Origin of the sequence: Pyxidicoccus xibeiensis (genome assembly GCF_024198175.1) — a bacterium.
GTDB classification, from domain to species: Bacteria; Myxococcota; Myxococcia; order Myxococcales; family Myxococcaceae; genus Myxococcus; species Myxococcus xibeiensis.
Genome location: NZ_JAJVKV010000003.1, coordinates 619,869 through 639,191 on the forward strand (window position 1 = coordinate 619,869; position 19,323 = coordinate 639,191).

Genomic DNA, 19,323 nt, shown 5'->3' on the forward strand with positions numbered 1-19,323 from the left:
GTACGCGTCGCGCGGGGAGACAAACCCAGCAGCATAGCTCGAGTCAATACGAACGGTGGGCTCCAGGGGCTTCACGCATTCTGCGTACAGCCGCCTGTTCAGAGAGACGCTCTTGCCAAGCTTAGAGCATGCGAATCTGCCCCGGTTTCATGGCTCTCCCTAGGTTTTGTGTAGAGCCTGGGAGAGGAGTGAGCGTCCAGTCACGCTGAAACGTGGGGCGCGGCCGATTCACCCTTCACGAGTGCCCAAAGCTGATTCTCCCGATCCGAGGGGATCCCCTCTGTGGCAAGCCGCTCGGTGAAGCGCGCCTCGTCCAACGCGAGGGTAATGGTTGGAAAGCCGGTGGTCGTCAGCACGAGATTCGACCCCTTGCCCCGCTTCAGGTTGTACTCGCCTGCCGGCAGACTCACCATGGCCCTGACGCAATCCACCCAATCGAGCGCACGGACAATTCGAAGTGCGAGCTCGTTCTTGGAGGGATGGCCCAATCGCATGGAGAGTATGGTTTCCGCGAGTGTCGGATGCGGCTTGGCGCGGCTCATCATCTGAACGCCACGCCATACAAGTGCGAGTGAGCCGCCGCCGTCTTCCTGAGTGAACTCTACAATGGACAAATCCTGATCGGCGTGGGTGGGAGTTGCCCAAGCCCCTTCCGGTGGCAAAAGGAGTCCAGCGGAGCGTTCGGCGAGGAATGTGTCCAGTCCTTCGCTCCGGAGCGAAATGGGCAGGCGCTTATGGCCGGAGAGCAGCCCGGACAAGACCGCTGCTGTCATCACCATTGCGTCGTTCGCGCCGGACTCTTGGCGATCCCACGCGAGAAGTCGCTGTGGCTCCGGTCTGAGCAGCACGAGCAGCAGCGCTTTCGCGACGAGGAGTCCCTTCCCCGTATTGAGAGGATGGAAGTCACGCTCGTTCCGGAGGATGCTCCGAATAGGCTCTAGGTTCCTCAGGAGTTCCGCTTCGTCCTGCTCGGATAGGTGCATCTCCCGCATACACGCCTCAATGCTGGCCAGGACCTCCAGTGGACGCCAACGCTCCTGCGTCACGTTCGATCGAAACACGGTCAAGGCCGCGATAAAGAGCCGAGTATCTAGATCGACCTTTGCGGGCGGTGCGTCGTCCAAGCGCGTTCCCGCCTGGGTCAACTCGATCCAGCCAGGAAGGCCGCCCACACGCCTCACTGTGGCCCTCGACTTTCGCTTCGTCCCTTTGTCAGGCAGACGGCTCTGTGTTGCCTCGGCGAGGAGCGCCGCGAAGGCCCCGAGGGTGCTGGCACTGGCGGGAAGCGCCGCCGCGAGGACTGCCCATGCGCCCGCGTCGCGATCGAGGGTACCCCATGCTCGTGCGTCTATCCCCTGGGGAACGGGAAGCGACGAGAGCCATTTCAGGAACGCCTCCTGACTAACGCGGGACTCAGCGTTCGAGAAGAGTTCGGGGGAAATTCGACCTGGGAGCGCATCGACGCGGATGTTCTCGTACCGCCTCGCCTCGTGCTCTTCACGGTCCCTTTCGGATGCGAAATGCACGCATTTGACGGCTGAGATCGGAACCGCACCCACCGGAGCCCAAGCGATGGCGGTGGGGTCACCGATAGCCTGCTCCATAGGATGACCATCCCCCCCCAGGCTCGGGATCTTGCCAACCGAGAGCCGATGGTTGTCGAGTTCGAGAGCTACCGGGAATGACGTTGGGTCCGTCTTATCGCTGGCTAGGGCGAGCACCCCCTCGTTGAAAGGCGCCCCAACCAGGATAAGCCGTCCTAGGGCTCGCTCAAGAAGGTCGGGGTAGTACTTCTCGATGCCCTCGCGCGGGACGATGAGTCCTGAGGAAAGGATCTCAAGCAGATTGTATCGATTAGTGACTAGGAAGGCGGGGCTCATGAGCGCCACTCCAAGAGTTCCTTCGGGAAGGCCTTGACCAACTTGGGAGCGCCCTTTCCCGAGTAACAAAGGAAGAGGTGGTCCCTCGCCCGTGCGAGCAGCACATAGAACATCATTTGGGTTCCCGGCTGAGACATATCCAGCGCGCAGTCCTGAAGTTCGGGTAGGAACACCGCGTCGAATTCGAGGCCCTTCGCGCTTGAGTAACAGATGATTTTGATTCCGGGACGTCCGAAACTCACGGGCTCGCTCTTCGCTCCCTTCCCCCCCACGTAGCGCACGACAGGGTGGCGGGCTTTTTTCTCAAGGAGGTACCAGAGCCGTGACTGAACCTGCTTGGTGGGCACCAGCACCCCGATTTCAAGGTCGGGATGATTGCGCTCGAACCGCAGGATGTACTCGACCGTCTCCCGGGCGGTGGGATGGCCGATCAGGACTGGCAGGTCACCACTCCGGTTCGGAGGGGCCGGGATACCGCTCTCCAAGCCCGTGTAGAAGCATGCAGCGAGCGCCGCGATCTCCCTGGTGTTGCGATAGTTGCGGGTGACCTTGTGAACCTTCTTGATGCCAGTGGCGGAGCGAATCTTTGCGAGAGTGGAGTTCTCCGTGTTGATGCGTTGGTTCTCATCCGCGAAGACGGTCACGGTCCTGGCGATGTGGCCGGCGACAAGGAAGAACCCTGGCGCGAAGTCTTGACCTTCATCGACGATAAGATGTGGAAGCGAGCCTGCCGGTGGGGGTTCGGTCGCCACCCGTTTGAGAACGGCGGTCCAGTCGGGCACGAACTTGGTCACCTGCGGGTAGTTGCACCGGTAAGTCGAGAGATAGAAACCGTAGAACCAGCGGTGGAAGGTGCTGATCACGGACTCAATGTCCAGGCTTTCGGCGGCATCCCCGGTGTACTGGGAGAGGAGCCGCGAGAGCATCAGGAGGGATACGTTGACGTGCTTGTCGGAGAGCATCTTGGCTCGGTACAGGGCCATGACGGTCTTGCCCGTTCCGGGCGGCCCCACGACGAGGTAGGAGTCGTCGAGAGGAAGGTTGTTCACCCTGTCTTGCTCGCGCGAGAGGTCCTGGTAGGCCGGGAGTCTCATTCGTCCGCCTCCAGGGTGTTAGCGCGCGCGCTGTCCCGATGGGCCGCCGCGAGGATCTCCGCGAAGAAGCCAGGCACCCCGCCTGGAATGCCCACGAGCAGCCCGCGGTCGAGCAGGACGTTCGCGTTCTCGCAGCTCGTCTCCGACACCAGGGCGCACGCGTGACAAGCGCCGAGATTGAGCGCCCCGAAGCCCTGGCCCGGGCTCTCGCGGCATATGGGGTCGGACGAGCACCAGGAGGCTCGCTCCAGGGCGGACAGCAGCGTGTGGGCGAGGAGGGGCGAGGTCCCCTGACGGACGAGTCCACCTAGTGTCCCCTCGACATCCCCAGCCGCCGTGTAGATGAGGATGCCGGCCTGAGGCTCGCCATCCGCGCCTTTGCCTGCGTAGACGCGCTCCCGCAGCGAGGCGGACGAGTAGCCACACTGGAAGGAGAGCTGCCTGATGAGGACGTGGGCCAGCGTGTGGAGGAGCACGAAACGCGGCGTGGCGGGCTTCAACCTGCTTCCAATGAAGTGCTTCTGCCGACGCTGCTCGAGCTTTCTTCCCAGCGTGTCGACCTTCGGAGTCGCCTCCCACTCGCGCAGGCGCTCCTCGTTGAGCGAGAAGAAGATGCCCTCGCCAAAGACCTCGATGGCGGGCAGCCACTTCACGCCGCGGCCGAGGTCGGGCTTTACCAGCGGGCCCGCCGCGTTGTAGCGGCTGAACCCCACCAGGGCCCGCACCTCCCGCAGCTTGGTGGCCAGTACGACCTTCTCGATGAGCTGTCCCAGAAGCCCGAGTGCCGAGCCAGGCTTGGGAGGCTCGGCTTTGGTGAAGAGCGGGACGTGACGCGTGAGGAATGTGCTCCGCTCGGACTGCTCCCCCTGGGGAGTGATGAAGGCCAGCCACTCATCCGTCTCCAGGTCCGCGTTGCCTGCGGCGGACTGCCTGGGCGGCTTCTTCTCGCCCAGTTCCTGGCGCATGATGAGCCGGACCTGCTCCTCGGAGCAGCCCACGTCTTCCGCGATGGTCTGGACCGCGTGCTCCGCCATCGGCCCATTGGGTGCGGAGCGAATCGCCACCCAGAAGTCGTGATTAGTCACCTGGAGGGTCAGCTGGCCAAACTCCTGGTATGTCGACTCGGGAGGGATGTCGAGTGCCGAGCGGATGCTGGAGAAGTAGACGTTGCTCGCCCCGCGCTGAAGGATGACCGGCGTTTCGTCGCAGGCACCCTTGTTGCCTTCGAGGTACTCCCAGGGCTGCTTCCCGGAGCAACGAAGGCCCATCGCCTTGACGGTGTCCTTGCTCGTGATGCCCGCGAGCGCGCGCTTCACCCCGCACGTCTTGCACTCGATGCGCAGGGACTGAAGTCCCGCCCCGGAGCCAGCGAGGGCGATGAACCGCAGGTGCTCGTGGTCCTTGCACCCCTTCTGCTTGGGCTCTCGTGCCCCGAAGTGCGCCCAGAACGCCCAGGGAACGTCGCCCAGGTGCCCTTGCTCGCAGGCCATGACGAAGCGCATCGGGACCAACTGGGGACGCCGAGCGCAGCTCGCACATCGAGGCGGCTCGTCCTTCACCTCCTTGGAGATGCTCCACCGCGTTAGGGCCCGGCAGGTGGGGCAGAAGAGCCACTGGGGAAAGCGGTGATAGGGAAGGTGGGCGTGCCCCGCTCCATACAACGAAGTGCTCGCGGGAGCGCTCCGGAAGCCCTCCACGCCGAGTGCCTCGGCGAGGCGCCGGCTGTGGATAACCTGACCCTGGTTCTTCCATAGGTAGGTGTCGCAGGCGATCAAGCTCTCGCCCCGCAGGTCATAGATCGCCCCCACGCCGAAGGGGGCAAGCGTCTGCGACAGGCGCACTCCACGTGACAGTTGATGGCTCATCGATCTTCCCCTCGCACCCGCACCCGGCACTGCCGGTCGACGTTGCGCATCGAGTGAAGCGTGGCCCACCCCTTCCCCTGGGCTCCGAAGTCGCGGAGCAGGCCCGTATGAGGCGAGGGCGCCCGGTAGTACAGGGGCCGGTGGTTCTTCATGGTCTCCTCGGCGAGCTCCGCCCACTGCGCGGCGAGCATCCTCAGGTGCTCGGAGGTCGCCCCCGCCTCGTCCGGGTCGATGGTGCGCGAGCGTTCCTCAAGAGTGCGCAGCGCGCGTTGCACCTCGGGGTCGTCCAGGCGGAAGCGCGAGGCGTCCTCGTTTTTTGAGAGCCCGACGCCATGGCGAACGAGAATGACGAGCGCCGCGTGGAGCGCGCGCTCCCGAGAGGGCAGGGAGAAGGGCGTCACACTAGTGGGCTCGACGTGCCGGTAGAGCGCGGAGTGGTAGGGGATGAAGCCCTCGTAATGCGATCGATCACGCGGCTTGGTGGAAACGTAGAGCGCGATGACCAAGCCCGGGGCCTCGCCACGCCCGACGCGGCTGCTCGCCTGAATGTACTCGGCGGTCGTCTTGGGCTGCCCGTTCATGAGCATGAGCCCCAGTCGCTGGATGTCGACGCCCACCGAGAGCATGTTGGTCGTAGCCAGCATGGAGACCGCGTTGTCCTTGTCCTGGGACTGCTTGAGCTGCTCAAGGATTCCGGGGAGGTCGGCGCCCCCCACGTTACTGGTGAGCTCCACCACGTGGTGGTCCTCAAGCTCGCGCATCCTGGACCCGTCCCGGGCGATGACCTTGATGCGGGCGGGCACGTCGTCATGCGCCAGGGTCACGGTGCGCCCCAGTTCCCGAATACTGTTGTGGTAGGCGACGAGGGTCCAGTACGCGTCGAGCGCCTGTGCCTTGAAGCCGAGCTCCACCGGTGCTTGCAGCAAGGCCGCAGCCGTATGGACGATGGTCGTGTGCGGGGTGTGGCTCTGCGACATCAGGCCGATGTAGCGCCGCCCAGGCCTCCGCTCGTCCGTCCTCGCGAAGTAGGAGTCCGACGCCGTGAGCCCTGCGGGCGGAAAGAGCTGAACTTGGCGGCCGAACAGGCCCAGCACCTGGTCCTTCGCATTCCGGATGGTCGCGGTGGACGCGAGGATTTTCGGGCGGGGGCCGTGGTAGGCCATCAGCGCCTCCACCGCGCCCTCGTAGACGCCGATGGTGGTGCCCAGCGGGCCGGAGAGCAGGTGCATCTCGTCCTGGATGATGAGACCCGGGGGCTGGCGGCCGCTTCCGCCAAAGAAGGCGCCCCCGCCCGGCTCCCAAGCGAGCCGCGCGAACTTGTCCACAGTTGCCACGAGGAACGTCGGCGGGTTCTCGTAGAGGGCAGCATCGATGACGCCGACGGGGAGCCTGTCGTGGAAGGGGCACTTCGCGGTGGGACAATGAAACTCGAAGAAGGAGTTGCCCGCCCGCACGCCGTAGCTCGCGTCGTCCTCGTCATGGCTTTCGGGGATGATGCTGGTGCCACACCAGGGGCACTGCTCCAGCTGGAAGGGGTTGGAGGGGTGGGGCGCCGAGCGGAGATCCGTGAACTTCTCCGCCGCCTTCTCATAGTGGTTGGGCACCACTTCATCACCCACCCACAGGCCGATGGAGATCGGCTCCTGCCCCATCATGGTGCTGTGCTCGCGCCGCAGCAGCTCGCAGGCGCACATGAGCGCTGCGGCGCGCTGGAACTGCTGAGCAGTGAGCAGGCGCAGGGTGTAGCGGGTGAGCACCGCAGTCCCTCCCCCCGAGTCACCCTTCGTGAGGCGCCGATGGAAGATGTAGAGCGCGGCGAGCGCGAGATAAGCCTCCGTCTTTCCACCGCCAGTGGGAAACCAGAGCAGATCGACGAACTCCCGGTCCCTGTCGCTGGGGTCCACCACCGAGGGAAGGGCGAGCAACTGGAACGCGAGCTGGAAGGGGCGCCACTTGTAGTCCAGCGAGGCGTAGTTGATGGTCGGCAGACGGACCTGATCGCGCTGCCTCCGCTTGCCCGCGAGGTCCTCCTTGCCGTGGCGCATCTGCATGAGCATCGCCTGGTTGGCTAGCCGAAACGCCCGCAGCACGTCCGGATGATTACCGTCCGTCAGGACCTTGATGCCGCAGCGGATGCGCTCGAGTGTCCCCTGGAGGCGATTCAAGAGCGCGTCCCGGGCGGCGTGCAGCGAGGGAAGAATGTCCGGATGTGCCTCCTTCAGACCCTCGATCCACTGCCCGTACCTGTCCGCGAACGCGCTGAGTTCGGACTCAAGGCGCGCGGTGCCGAGCGAGGGGTCGGCGAGCTTCGCCAGCCGGAGGATATCGTCATCGGCGCCGCCTGTGACGACATCGGGCACCGTGAAGGACGGCATGAGTTCGCTTCGAACGGTTAGGGCGGTCCGCTTGTCCTTAGAGAGCACCCAATCCGCCGCGCAGCCATGCCCGATCCCGAAGACCCGCGCGTGACGGTGCAGGAGACGCAGCTCCGCTTCCTCCTGGTCGCGACTGAGGAAGTCGACCGAGGGGTACTCGCGAATCGTCCCGTCGACGGGAGCGCACTCGAGGCCCACCTGGTGGAGGCATAAGGACGCATCCACGACGGCGGGATCCGCTTGCTCCTGGATGTTGCGCAGCGTCACGGTGACGAGCTGCCCGTCCCCCACCGGCCGCCAGAGCACCTCGAGGCGCGCGCGCCCTTCGAGCACATCCTCGCTGCTCCGCACGTGCTCCTTAGGTTTTCCTTTAGGACGAGCGAGGGTAACGGCCTCGGGCGTGGAGCGCTCCGCGATGGGCACGCGCTGGAAGCCTCCCTTCTTCCTGACGCGCGCTTCTTCGTAACGAGCGCCCCACGCCTGGCACTTGAGCACGGGCGCGCCAACGATGAAGAAGCTAACGCCAATGGAGCTGGGCATCCATGAGTTGGCCAGGGTGACAGGGTCATCGGCCAGCTCTTCTCCAACCGAACCGCCAGTCGTGTCGTCGACCTCCTCGGCGAGGAGCTCGCCGCTGCTAGCGTTCGCGGGGTAGAGCGTCCCCATGAGGTAGCGCTTGTAGGGAGGCTCCTCAAGCGGGTCGCTCACCCCATTGAGGGGACCCACCACGTGCGCATGAAGGAAGTCGACGACTTGGGCGCGGATGTCGCTCATGGCGGTATCCTAATCGGGGGTGGAGCGGTTGGAGCGTGAAGGCGGGGGCAGCACCTTTGGAGAGTTCCCTTCCGCGAGCTTCGCGAGGCGGGCCTTGGCCGACCGGGGCACGGCCATCCACAGTCCGACCTGCGCCCGGCTCATACCGACGTACATCAGGTTGTTGACCCGGTCGGGGGCACCCTCGAGCTCGATGTCGATGAGGAGGATGAACTTGTTCTCAAGGCCCTTGAAGTCGGCCACACCCGCGCACGTCAATCCCCGCGCGGGCCAGTCTGCGGCGACCGCAGCGTCAATGACGGTGATCGCCCGGCGGCGCCAGGCCTCAGTGCGCTGAAGTGAGGAACTCGCGAGCGGGCGAGACAGGAGAATGGTGATCTCGGATGTCGCGATGCCCTCCTCTCGAAGGCGTCCCAGGTAGCCGTCGATGGCGCGTGGAAGTTGCTCGTCGGAGTCGTAGTACTCGAACACCACGGGAGGACCCTCGCCGGCGACGGGCTTTCCGAGATCCGATGCCGTGAGCAGACGGGTCTGAGTGACGATCTGCTCGGTGTTCCGGCAGTTGCGCGACAGCCGGCCGACGGCTGGCCGATGGTCCAGGAGATGGTCGTGGGCCTCCCGCTCGTAGCGACCAGACAGCCCCGTTTGCCGGTTCGCGTCGAGGAGGAAGCACCACTCTCCTTGGGCCAAGCCCCCGCTGAGCTCCGCATCGAGGGTGCCGAGGGCGTCCATGTTGAGCAGGTCTTGCCCCTCGTCCACAATCAGCGCATCGAACCGTGGACGCGCCGCAGTACGCGAGCCTCCCGTGCCGCTTCGCAGGCGGTCGAGTGAGACCACGGATATATTGGAGTCACCCAGCCGGGACCCCAGAAAACCCGCGAGAACTGGGTTCGCGCAGACGACCAGCACGCGCTTCCCCCGTGCCGCCTGCCGACGCGCGAGTTCGGCGGCGAGAAAGGTCTTGCCCGTGCCGGCGCCTCCCATGCAGATGCTACGAGGATTCTCCTCTATCCAATCGAGCTGGACGTACTGTTCCTCGGTGAGTTCTTCCATCATCTGAGTGAGTCGGTGTGACTTGACGCGCAGGGATGGAATGCGATCAAAGCTTGGCCGGAGCGCGTGGGCAATGTCCTTCGACAGCTCACCGGGAACAGTGAAGGAGACGCGTTCCTTCGACTCCCAGTACTGGAACACTTTGTTAAGGTAGGCGCGGAGGTCCTCCCCCCGCGCGCCAAGCCTCGCATCGAATACGAACTCGGGCGCCCACTCGACACCACGCTCGGAGAATTCGCAGTCAGGGAAAAGAACCCCAAATCCGAAGAGGACGGGAGCGATTCTCTCCTCGCCGAGAAGTTCGCCGAGGCGGCGCTTCAGCGAGAACATCCCTGAGCGCGCCTGCTGGAATGGGCCCTCCGACTTGCGGAAGGTTTTTCCATGACGGTCGGTGAAGGTCCAAATCCCATCGTCGCCGCACGCCACTCCGCCGCCCTTCACCTCGAGAACGAGCACGCCACGCTCACAAACGACTACGAAGTCGAGTTCTCCAACCCTCTTGTAGTCGTGCTCCGAGAGGTTGAGCGAGTGGAGGACTCGGGCGCCTGGTCCAAAGTCCGTCCGCGCGAGCCGCGAGAACACCTCGCGCTCTGCGGCGCTCGGAGTTCCGTTCGAGATGACCGGGGGAATCATCCGCATGGTCAACGTTCACCTACGCCACGCTTGAGGATTACTGGTGCCTTTGAGCCCCGACCTGAGTCGCCGTGGACCCAGGCAAAAGGCGTGCATTTCGCCTAGGGACGATTGGACCCTTCGGTCCTGACGGTGCTGATAGGGAATGGCTCCAAGCGTGGGACATATACGTGCTCGAACTCTTCTTCTCCCCCAGGGACGACATCGGAGCCGAAGCGAGGGTACCACGACTGCGCTTCCCCGGTTTGGCGGACTGCCGAGAAAAGGCGAGGATGCTCACGGTGGAGTCGAAGAAGTTCGGGTGGCGGCATTGAGAAGCCAGCGCGCAGCCACACAAAGGGGAGGTGCCATGAGCGGTAAAGCGTGGACACGACTGTTCCTGGCCGACCATCTTGAGAGCGCGGTGATCTGCACGGCGGGGTTCAAGGAACGCTTCGGCACTCTGGCGGCGCACCCTTATGACAGGGACAAGCCGGATCGGACCGTCTGGTGGCTATTCCGGCGCACGAGCGTGAAATGGGGCAACTGGCCCGCGTATTCGCTGGGCAAGTTCTTCTTCGATCGTCCCGCCGGGCGCGGGGTCATGCGTGCCGGCATCCACATCGAAAAGGGCATCGCCCCGGAGAATGCGAAGGGATACGGCGGAGGGAAGGGCAAGTACTTCGGCATGACACCGGATTGGGCTTGGTTCGGCTTTGTCGAGGACCTTCGTTCGGGACTGATGGCAACCGCGCTCGATGAGGTGGCGAGCCGCTCTGACGAGCCAGTCGAACTCACGATCGAGCCGAGCTTTCCGCTTGACGAACCGAAGGTGCACGAGACGTTCGGGCATCATCGGTTCGTCGTGAGCAAGGGCGGAGGTCTCATGCTCATTGAGGAGCGCCCGCGTCCCGACAAACTCCCGTGTATCGGCAAGGTGACGTCGCTCCGCGAGCTCGGCGAGCGGCTTGCACGTGCCACGACCGAGGAGCCCTGGACGTGGATCAACGTCTTTGTCTCCTGCGCGATACCGTACGGCTCCGAGCCGCCCGTTGGCGCCGGCTCCGCGTGGAGTGGCGCTGAGTTCTGGCAGTGCGTGCTCGAACCACTCGCGGATTGGGTCAGGTAGCGACTCACCTTGGCAGAGAGGGTCTCCGCCGAACCAAGCTGCAAAATGAGTGAATTTCTTCTCCGTCACGACTGGATTGTCAAACTCCTGTTTCTCCGTTCACCTGTAGCATAGACGCTTGTGCTTACACGCATTATCGGCCATTCGCCCGCACTTTGGGTCTGGACACCTGAGCTGCTTCTTCGTCCCCTTTGAAGACTCAAGTCAGGCGATACTTGCGAGGACGAGAACTCGCTCCTTATTGCAGAGAATCACCAGGTCCCCTTACACCATCTGCCGATGGTTTGGCACGAAGCTGTCTTAGCGATAGACCGACTCCAGCTCATCTGCGTAACCAGCACTCCCTGCGTACTCGCGCTCTTCCCCCAGGGGAGAGCACCAGCCAGGCGCGTCCGGACTCCATGCCAGCAGTGGAGTGTCCGGGTGACAGTCAATGAAGGCCGTGTGGAGTAGGATGGCGCGGGTACGACCTCTTGTGTCTTCCAGCAGTGAGGGTTCACCGGAAGCCAGCGGCCATGCGGGATACGGTGTTGGAAGACGCAAACCTTCTGGTGGGGGAAGACCTTGGCGGTGAACACCGAGGAAGTGGACGTGGTCATCGCGGGCGGTGGACCTGTCGGCGTGCTCACGGCCAACCTGCTCGGCCTCCACGGCGTGCGGGTGCTCGTGGTGGAGCGCGAGTCCACGCCCCACGGCCAGCCACGGGCCTTCTCGTGCGACGACGAAGCCCTGCGCATCTACCAGTCCGCAGGGCTCCTCGACGCGCTGAAGCCGGACCTCCGCCAGAGCCGCCGCGTCACGTACACGGGCGTCGGAGGCAAGCCCTTCGCGGAGCTCCACCTGAGCGAGGTGGACTTCGGCTTCGGCTACACCCCCATCTGGTTCTTCTACCAACCCCTTCTCGAGAAGGTGCTCCGCGAAGGCCTCAGTCGCTTCGCCCACACCACGCTGCGTCTCGGCACCGAGCTGCTGTCACTCGAACAGGACGGCGCGGGAGCCACGGTCCACCTCCGCGACGTGGCCACCGGTACGCGAAGCACGGTGCGAGCCCGATACGTCGTGGGCTGTGACGGAGGCCGCAGCACGGTGCGCAGCCTGCTGGGCATCCCCATGGAGGGACGCAGCTACGAAGAACCCTGGATTGCCATCTCAGGCACCGTGCCGGAAGAGGACGCCCCACCCGAGTGCAGCATCGTCTGCGACCCCGACCGTCCCGGCTTCGTGGGCCGAGGCCCCGTGGGACAGTTCCGCTGGGAGTTCCGACTGCGGCCCGGAGAAACGGGCGAGGAGATGACGCAGCCCAACGCGGTCCGCCGGCTGATTGCTCCCTACGTGAATCCAGACAAGGTGCAGGTGGAGCGCGCGCAGCTCTACACCTTCCGCTGCCTCGTGGCGCCGCGCTGGCGCGAGGGCCGCACCTTCCTCGCGGGCGACGCCGCCCACATGATGCCGCCCTTCATGGGCCAGGGCCTCGTCTCCGGCCTGCGGGACGCCGCGAACCTCGCCTGGAAGCTCGCGCGAGTCCTCCAGGGCCGCGCCACGGAAGCCCTGCTGGACACGTATGACCAGGAGCGCCGGCCGCACGTGCGGGCCATGCTCGATGCCACCGTGCGCCTGGGCTATGTCTTCCAGGCGCGCAACACCCCCACCGCCCTGCTGCGAGACCTCCTGTTGCGCGGCCTCACGCGCATCCCCACCGTGCGCCACTTCGTGGAGGGTTTCCGGTTCAAGCCTCCACCCTCAATCGAGGAGGGCTGGCTCCTGGGAGGCCGCCGCTCCGGACGCACTGCGCCGGAGGGCAGCTACTTCCCGCAGCCCCGGGTGCGACTCCCCTCCGGTGAGGAGCGCCTGTTGGACGATGCGCTGGGCACCGGCTTCGCCGTGCTGAGCCGGAGCAGAGGCCCGGCGACGGAGGCGGCACGGGGACTCGCGGAGGCACTCGGAGGCAGGGCCGTCACCGTGGTCCCCGCGGGCGTCAGGAGCACGGACTTCGGGAGCGTGGAGGACCACACGGGCAGACTCGCGGAGTGGTTCACCCGCCACGCCGTTGACGTGGCCGCAGTACGTCCGGACCGCTTCGTCTTCGGCGCGGTGCCGCTGGCACGGCTGCCAGAGCTGCGCACCGCGCTCGGCCTCCAACGCGACTGAGCGCCCCAGCGGCCCTGCGGCAACGCCCAACGCTCGAAGGGCCGCGCCACGTGGGGTCTCGCTGACTCGGGCTGTAGCCGCCGACCTCGCCCCCGTGGGTGGTATGAAACTGGATGAAGCGCCCCCTCCCCCCGGCTTGCCAGCGGGCCGCGAGGAGGCGCAGGCTTCCACCCCAGCGCGACAGGTCACCGCCGCGCGACCTTGGGGGGAGGCTGCTTGCCGCCGCCGGTGGACACCGCGCTGCTCGACTCGCTGAACCGACACGCCCGGCGGCGTGACGACGGCATTCCCACATTGAGCACCCTCGTCGGCCCGCAGGAGCAGGCGCTCGCGCTGTGGACCGAGTGGATCCACCGCCAGGGCCTCAGCGTCGTCGTCGTGGAGGTCGATGACCCTCGGCTGATGGTCTCCACCTGGGCCACCGCGTTGGCGCGCGAGCGCGACCTGACCTCCGACGCCGAGGCCTTCGTCGTCCTCTCCCAGCCCACCGGTTCCCGCCGCGAGCTGCTCTTCCGGGGAAAGACGGCCCACGAGCGCCGCGTCCTCATGGACAGCCTGCCCCCTCCGCCCTCCGCCAGCGCGGCGTGGGGGCTGTACCGAAGCCTGCTGGAGTCCACCTCTCCGCCCCCGCCCGGAGCGCTCCCCGTCGCGGTGAGCCGGGCCATCCAGCAGGACCCGCTCTCGGCGCTTCAGGCCCTGCTGGCGCTGGTGCCCTTCGGGCGCGCACCAGCCCTGCGGGTCCGCGCGGGGCCTTCTGACTTCCGCATCCTCCGGACCGCCGTGTCCCTCTGCGCCGCGGCCCCCACGCTTACCCTCGGCTGCGTGCTCACGCCCGAGGCCCTCGCCGAGCACCTGCGCCGGGGAGAGTCCCGCGTCCAGGCCATGCTGCGAGAAGGCCAGCTCGACCTCCCCGAAGCGCCCCCCACGGCCCCTGCCGCGCCTGGCAGTGCGATGGTGTCCACCCTGGCCCGACTCCAGCAGGAGGGCACCCCCGAGCCCCTTGTCGCGCGCTTCACCGAGGCGGCCCGCGCCATCACCACCGCGCGCCGCGAAGCCGAGGACCGCGCTCGCAGTGAGGCCGAGCGCTTCCTCTTCGGCCTGCTCCAGCACCGACCGTCCACGCAGGGCCTCTTCGACCTCAACGTCCGCGTCGAGGTGGGCGAGGGCCTCCGCCCGCTGGAGGTGGACCTGCTCTGCCGCAAGCTGAGGCTGGCCGTCGAGCTGGACGGACACTTCCACTTCCGCGACGCCGACGCCTTCCGCAGGGACCGCCGCAAGGACGTCGCGCTCCAACGCGCGGGCTACTGGGTGGTCCGCTTCCTCGCCGACGACGTCGTTGCGCGGCTGGAGGAAATCATCGAAACCCTCGACACGCTGATTGCCGCCCGCCGGCAGGAGACACCTCATGGAAAGCACTGACACCCGGCTGGAGGGGCTCGCCCTGTCCTGGCTCACCACGCGAGGCAAGAAGCCTGGCACGCGCAAGGAGCTGGAAGACGCGCTGCGCCCCTTCGTCGAGCACCGGCTCAGCCGCGCCGAGTGGAAGGCCCGCTGCGCGCCCCTGGTGGAGAAGCTCCTGGCGGACGGGCTGGTGACGGAGCATGGGCGCAGCGCCCTGGCGCTGACGACGGCCGGCCACGCCCGGGCGCTCGCGTTCCTCCATGTGGACGCGCTTCCGCGGGGGCTCCCCTGGAAGAAGCTGAAGGCGACGTACCTGCTGGCGCGCGGCATGGACCTGGCGCCGACGAAGCCGGTGCTGGCCCGGCTGGCGGATGCCGACGGGGTGCGCGCCGCCCTCCTGAAGCGGCAGCATGCCCTGGCGGATGCGGAGGCTCCCTCGCTGGCGCAGGCCCGCGACAGGCTGCTGTGGCGGCAGCTCGGCGTGGAGACGGACCGGCCCTTCACGCTGAAGGCCGTACAGGCGCACCTGCTCGGCAAGCTGCTGGACACGGAGACGAAGGACCCGCGCCGGGCGGTGGAACAGCTCGCGGCGCGCGCGGCCGGGGCCACGCGGGTGGATGCGGAGGCCGTGCGGCAGGCCCTGCTGCGGCGCTGGGCCATGCCCGAGACGGAGACTCCGCCCGAGCCCACCGACACTCCCGCCCCGGAGCGCGACTCCGAGCCGCAGGACTCCATCGCGAGCTTCGCCGAGCGCGTGCTCGCGGTGGCCCGCACCCTGCCCACGGGCCGCTTCGGGCAGAACAAGGTGTTCATCTCCCACGTGTGGAAGGCCCTCCAGCCCGAGTGGGGCAACCGCGAGGCCTTCGACGTGGCGCTGCTGGAGGCCAACCGCACGCGCCGCCTCTCGCTGACGCGCGCGGACCTCGTGTCGGCCATGGACCCGCGCGACGTGGCCGAGTCCGAGGTGCGCTCGTACGGCGCCAGCTTCCACTTCGTCGTCGTCTAGCCCGCCGTCCCCGGAGCGCCCGTGCCCATCGACCCCAGACTCGAGGCCTTCCTCAGCGACGGCCGGGAAGTCTTCAGCAGCGTCCAGCAGGGACAGCACCTCTGGCAGGTGGACCCGTTCGACGTGGAGGCCCTGAACGCGCCGGCCCGCCGCGCCTTCCGGCGGCTGCTGGAGCGCGCCACGGCCGAGCCCCCTCCGGACTCGGGCAAGCTGCTGCTCCTGCTCGGCGAGTCCGGCAGCGGCAAGACGCACCTGGTGCGCGCCTTCCGCAACCTCGCGCATGGCCAGCGCCAGGGCTACGTCGGCTACATGCCGATGACGGTCGATGCCATCAACTACGACCGCTACGTCCTCTCCAACCTCATCGACTCGCTGGACCGCGCCTACGACGTGTCCAAGGGCGATGACAGCGGGCTGATGCGGCTGTCGGACGCGCTGATGGCCCACTGCACCAGCGCCTTCGCGCCGCTCATCCCGGACGAGAACGTGCTCGAGGACGACGAGCTGCACGGCACCGTCAGCTCGGTGGCGGACGAGCTGCTGGAGGATGCTCGCTTCCAGAACGTGGAGGTGGACCTGCTCCGCGCGCTCATCTACCTGCAGCGCAAGGACCCGCGCCTCAACCGCCGCATCTTCCACTGGCTGCGCTGCGAAGAGCTGTCCGCGGCGGACCGGAAGGTCATCGGAGAGCTCATCCCCCGCACGGCGGATGACGCCCCGGCGCGGATGGTGGAGCACCTGGGCCGGCTGATGGCGGCGCTCGGTCAGGCGCTCGTGCTGTGCGTGGACCAGGTGGAGGACTTCAACGACTTCGAGCAGCGCCCGCAGATGGAGAGCTCCTTCCGGCGGGCGATGAGCAGCCTCTCCTCCATCGTCAGCCGGGTGCCTCGCGCGGTGGTGGTCGTCTGCTGCCTCTCCGACTACTGGACGAGCATGAAGCCGCACCTCACCCAGTCGCTGGTGGACCGCATCGAGAACGACCCGGACCCGGTGGAGCTGGAGCGGACGGTGACGGCGAGCACGGCCCGGGACATCGCGGCGAAGCGACTGCGCTCGCTGTACGAGCAGCGTGGCGTGGCCGTCGACCCGGCGGACCCCACCTGGCCCATCCCGGCCCCTGGCTTCGAAGTCCTGGGAGGACAGCGCGCGCGTGACGTGCTGAACGAGTGCCGGCGCTTCCGCGAGCGAGCCCTCCAGGACCAGCGCCTGCCGGACGCCTTCCCCCTGCCCCGCCCGGGTACGCCGAAGGGCCCCATTCCTCAGCCTGAGCCAAGGCCCGACCTGGACCGGGCCTGGACGGACTTCCGCGCCGCGTACAAGCCGAAGCTGCCCGACGAAGCCTCGGACATCGCCATGCTGCTCGCCTGGGCCATCGAGGTGGGCAGTGACGAGCTGGGAGGAACGCCTCGCTTCGCCGTCAAGCCTCGGGATGAAGAGACGATGGATGTCAGCGTGCAGCCCGGAGGCAGCAAGCTCCACGTTGCGCTCTGCGAGAAGGACCCGCGAGGCGGCGGGCTCGCGAGGCAGATGGCCGACGCGCTCAAGGCGGCCGCGGGCACGACGCCCGTCCTCGTGCGGACCTCCGAGTTCCCCTCCAGACCTGGCACCGTGGTGGCGGAGAACCTCGGCCTGCTGATTCGCCAGGGCGGCCGGCGCGTGGTGGTGGAGGACAGTGAGCTCCGGGAGCTGGTGATGCTCCGAGCCTTCCGCGAGAAGCACTCCGGCCAGCCGTCGCTCACGGAGTGGAGCCGCACGACCCGCCCCGTCACCCGGCTGAAGTCCATGGGGGACATCCTCGGACTGGAGCGACTGGGGGCTTCTCCGCCGCCGTCCGGGCCTCCGCCTTCGTCGCGCGCGACCTCCGAGCCTGCGCCCAGGAACGCGGAGGCGCCAGCGCGTCCTGAAGCGCGAGGCGCCGCGTCCGCGCGACAGTCGAGCCTCTTCGAGAGCAGCGGTACGGTGGCTTATGGCACGCCCCTTCGCGAGCCTCCGGCCTCGGGAGCCAAGACGGGCACTCCGGCACGGGTCGAAGCCACCGCCAATCCGGAGAGCCCGCCGTCACGCTCCGCCTCCGCGCGACCGGAAGTCGCTGGGGGCAAGCCCACCGCTGGAGCCTCCATGGACGGGCCCCACCTGGAGCTCACCGCGGTGGCGCCCATGCTGTCGTCATCGTCGCGCACGGTGACGCCCGCGGGTGGCACCCCCACCCCCGTCCCCACCGGGCTCGTGCCGCGCCGGCACACCGTCACGCCCACGCCCCTTCCGCCGATTCCAAAGGAAGTGCTCACCGGGCCGCTGCGGCTCGGAGCCTCGGAAGGCTTCATCCCGCAGACGGTCTCCCTGGAGCCCTCCGAGCTGACGAGGCACAGCGCCTTCCTCGGGGGTACGGGCAGCGGGAAGACGACGCTGGCGCTCAACGTGCTGGAGCAGCTCCTGCTCCAGGGCGTGCCCGTCATCCTCGTGGACCGCAAGGGCGACCTGGCCACGTACGCACGCGGCCTGTCCTGGGAGGAGAAGCTGGAGCTGCCCTCGCTCATCGAGCGCCGCCGGCTGCTGCGCGAGCGCATCGACGTGGCGCTCTACACGCCGGGCCGCTCGGACGGGAGGCCCCTGGCCATCCCCGTCGTTCCCCGGGGCCTGGACACACTCCCGTCCGAGGAACGTGAGCAGGGCGTGCAGCAGGCCGCGGACGCCATCGCTGGGATGCTCGAGTACAAGAGCAGCCCCAATGACAAGGCGGCCCGTGCGCTGCTGGCCCAGGCGCTCCGGCTGTTGGTGCAGCGCCCCCTCGGCCGAGACCTGACGCTGGAGATGGTGCAGCAGTTCGTCGCCGACCAGGACGCGGCGCTCCTCCAGGAAGTCGGTGGCCTGCCACCCAGGACCTTCGCCAAGCTGGCGCAGGACCTGGAGGTGCTCCGCCTCAACATCCGCCCCCTGCTGGCCGCCGGTGGCGAGCGCCTGGACCTGGAGGAGCTGCTGGGGCGCGGAGCCTCGGGCATCCCGGGCAAGACGCGGCTGAGCATCATCAGCACCAAGTTCCTCGGCGACAACTCGCGCATCCTCTTCTGGGTGTCACAGCTGCTGCTGGAGACGAACCGCTGGGCCAGCCAGCATCCGGCCTCCCACCTCCAGGCGGTGGTCATGTTCGACGAGGCGGACATGTACCTGCCGGCGACGAGCAAGCCCGCGACGAAGCAGCCCATGGAGGACCTGCTCAAGCGGGCGCGCTCGGCGGGGGTCGGGGTGATGCTCGCCACGCAGAGCCCCGGGGACCTGGACTACCGGTGCAGGGAGAACGTGCGCACCTGGTTCGTGGGCAAGGTGAAGGAGGAGAACGCGCTCAAGAAGCTGCGGCCCATGTTCACCGAGGCCCGCGTGGACGCCGATGCGAAGCTCCCCGGCCAGAAGACGGGCCACTTCTACGTGCTGCGCGACGGGCAGGTGCAGCAGCTCAAGGCGGACCGCTCCGTGATGCGGACCGAGCAGCTCTCCGAGGAGGACATCCTCAAGCTCGCGAAGCAGACCCTGGAAAAGAACAGGACGGCCGCCGGCACTCCCAAGGCCGGCGGCGCGCGATGAAGCGCTACTCGCACTTCTGCTGGGTAAAGGTGGTGACGACCTCCACGCAGCCGGTGGTGTAGGTCGTCCGCTCGCAGGTGCGCTTGTAGACGGAGCCACAGCCGGTGTCGTACTGGTACTCCCACGGAGTACAGGACTTGTTCGTCGGCGGGCAGATGAACGCGGAGACCTCGCCGCTCTCGTTCGGTGCGCCCTCCGGCTCGGAAGGCGGAGCCTCGTCGAGGCCCCCGCCACAGGCGGAGAAGAGGACGACAGCGGCGGACAGGGACAGCAGCTGACGCAGCTTCATGGACACTCCTGCATTGAGGGATGGCGAGCATTATCAATCCTGAAGCCGCAAAACCCGACAGCACTGCCCTCTGCAAGCTTCTGCACAGAGTCGCGCTCGGAAGCAGGACGGGGTGGTT

At 67.1% G+C, this 19,323-nt stretch carries 11 protein-coding genes; 5 read left to right on the forward strand and 6 right to left on the reverse strand.

The window, feature by feature from the left end:
- Positions 1-200: 200 nt before the first annotated feature.
- From LXT23_RS15255 to LXT23_RS15275, 5 genes are read right to left on the reverse strand one after another with little or no spacing between them, the layout of a single operon-like run.
- Positions 201-1,880 carry a hypothetical protein gene (locus tag LXT23_RS15255; protein ID WP_253980897.1) on the reverse strand — a complete coding sequence of 560 codons (1,680 nt, stop codon included), beginning with the start codon at positions 1,878-1,880 and terminating at the stop codon, positions 201-203.
- Complete coding sequence (locus LXT23_RS15260) at positions 1,877-2,974, reverse strand: 3'-5' exonuclease (protein WP_253980898.1); 1,098 nt, start codon at positions 2,972-2,974, stop codon at positions 1,877-1,879. Before LXT23_RS15260 ends, LXT23_RS15255 begins: the two co-directional genes overlap by 4 nt.
- Positions 2,971-4,839: a DUF1998 domain-containing protein gene (gene drmB, locus LXT23_RS15265; protein ID WP_253980899.1), complete on the reverse strand. Its 1,869-nt coding sequence runs from the start codon at positions 4,837-4,839 to the stop codon at positions 2,971-2,973. Before drmB ends, LXT23_RS15260 begins: the two co-directional genes overlap by 4 nt.
- Positions 4,836-7,988, reverse strand: a complete 3,153-nt coding sequence (locus LXT23_RS15270; RefSeq protein WP_253980900.1) for a helicase-related protein — start codon at positions 7,986-7,988, stop codon at positions 4,836-4,838. The genes drmB and LXT23_RS15270 overlap by 4 nt, the downstream gene beginning before the upstream one ends.
- Before the next feature lie 9 nt (positions 7,989-7,997).
- Positions 7,998-9,680 carry a nuclease-related domain-containing DEAD/DEAH box helicase gene (locus LXT23_RS15275; protein ID WP_253980901.1) on the reverse strand — a complete coding sequence of 561 codons (1,683 nt, stop codon included), beginning with the start codon at positions 9,678-9,680 and terminating at the stop codon, positions 7,998-8,000.
- Positions 9,681-10,023: 343 nt separating this feature from the next.
- On the opposite strand from LXT23_RS15275, the gene LXT23_RS15280 reads away from it, so the two are divergent.
- The 5 genes from LXT23_RS15280 (at position 10,024) to LXT23_RS15300 (ending at position 18,916) form a co-directional block, all read left to right on the forward strand.
- The gene (locus LXT23_RS15280) at positions 10,024-10,782 is read left to right on the forward strand and encodes a hypothetical protein (RefSeq protein WP_253980902.1); all 759 of its coding nucleotides are present in this window, start codon (positions 10,024-10,026) and stop codon (positions 10,780-10,782) included.
- Positions 10,783-11,346: 564 nt separating this feature from the next.
- Positions 11,347-12,930 carry a bifunctional 3-(3-hydroxy-phenyl)propionate/3-hydroxycinnamic acid hydroxylase MhpA gene (gene mhpA / locus LXT23_RS15285; protein WP_253980903.1) on the forward strand — a complete coding sequence of 528 codons (1,584 nt, stop codon included), beginning with the start codon at positions 11,347-11,349 and terminating at the stop codon, positions 12,928-12,930.
- A 216-nt stretch (positions 12,931-13,146) separates the two neighbouring features.
- The gene (locus LXT23_RS15290) at positions 13,147-14,349 is read left to right on the forward strand and encodes an endonuclease domain-containing protein (RefSeq protein ID WP_253980904.1); all 1,203 of its coding nucleotides are present in this window, start codon (positions 13,147-13,149) and stop codon (positions 14,347-14,349) included.
- Positions 14,336-15,337 (forward strand): hypothetical protein, encoded by a 1,002-nt coding sequence (locus tag LXT23_RS15295; RefSeq protein WP_253980905.1) that lies wholly within the window; start codon positions 14,336-14,338, stop codon positions 15,335-15,337. Before LXT23_RS15290 ends, LXT23_RS15295 begins: the two co-directional genes overlap by 14 nt.
- Positions 15,338-15,358: 21 nt before the next feature.
- Positions 15,359-18,916: an ATP-binding protein gene (locus LXT23_RS15300; RefSeq protein WP_253980906.1), complete on the forward strand. Its 3,558-nt coding sequence runs from the start codon at positions 15,359-15,361 to the stop codon at positions 18,914-18,916.
- A gap of 4 nt (positions 18,917-18,920) precedes the next feature.
- On the opposite strand, the gene LXT23_RS15305 is transcribed toward LXT23_RS15300, so the two are convergent.
- Complete coding sequence (locus LXT23_RS15305) at positions 18,921-19,205, reverse strand: hypothetical protein (protein WP_253980907.1); 285 nt, start codon at positions 19,203-19,205, stop codon at positions 18,921-18,923.
- Positions 19,206-19,323: the final 118 nt, after the last annotated feature.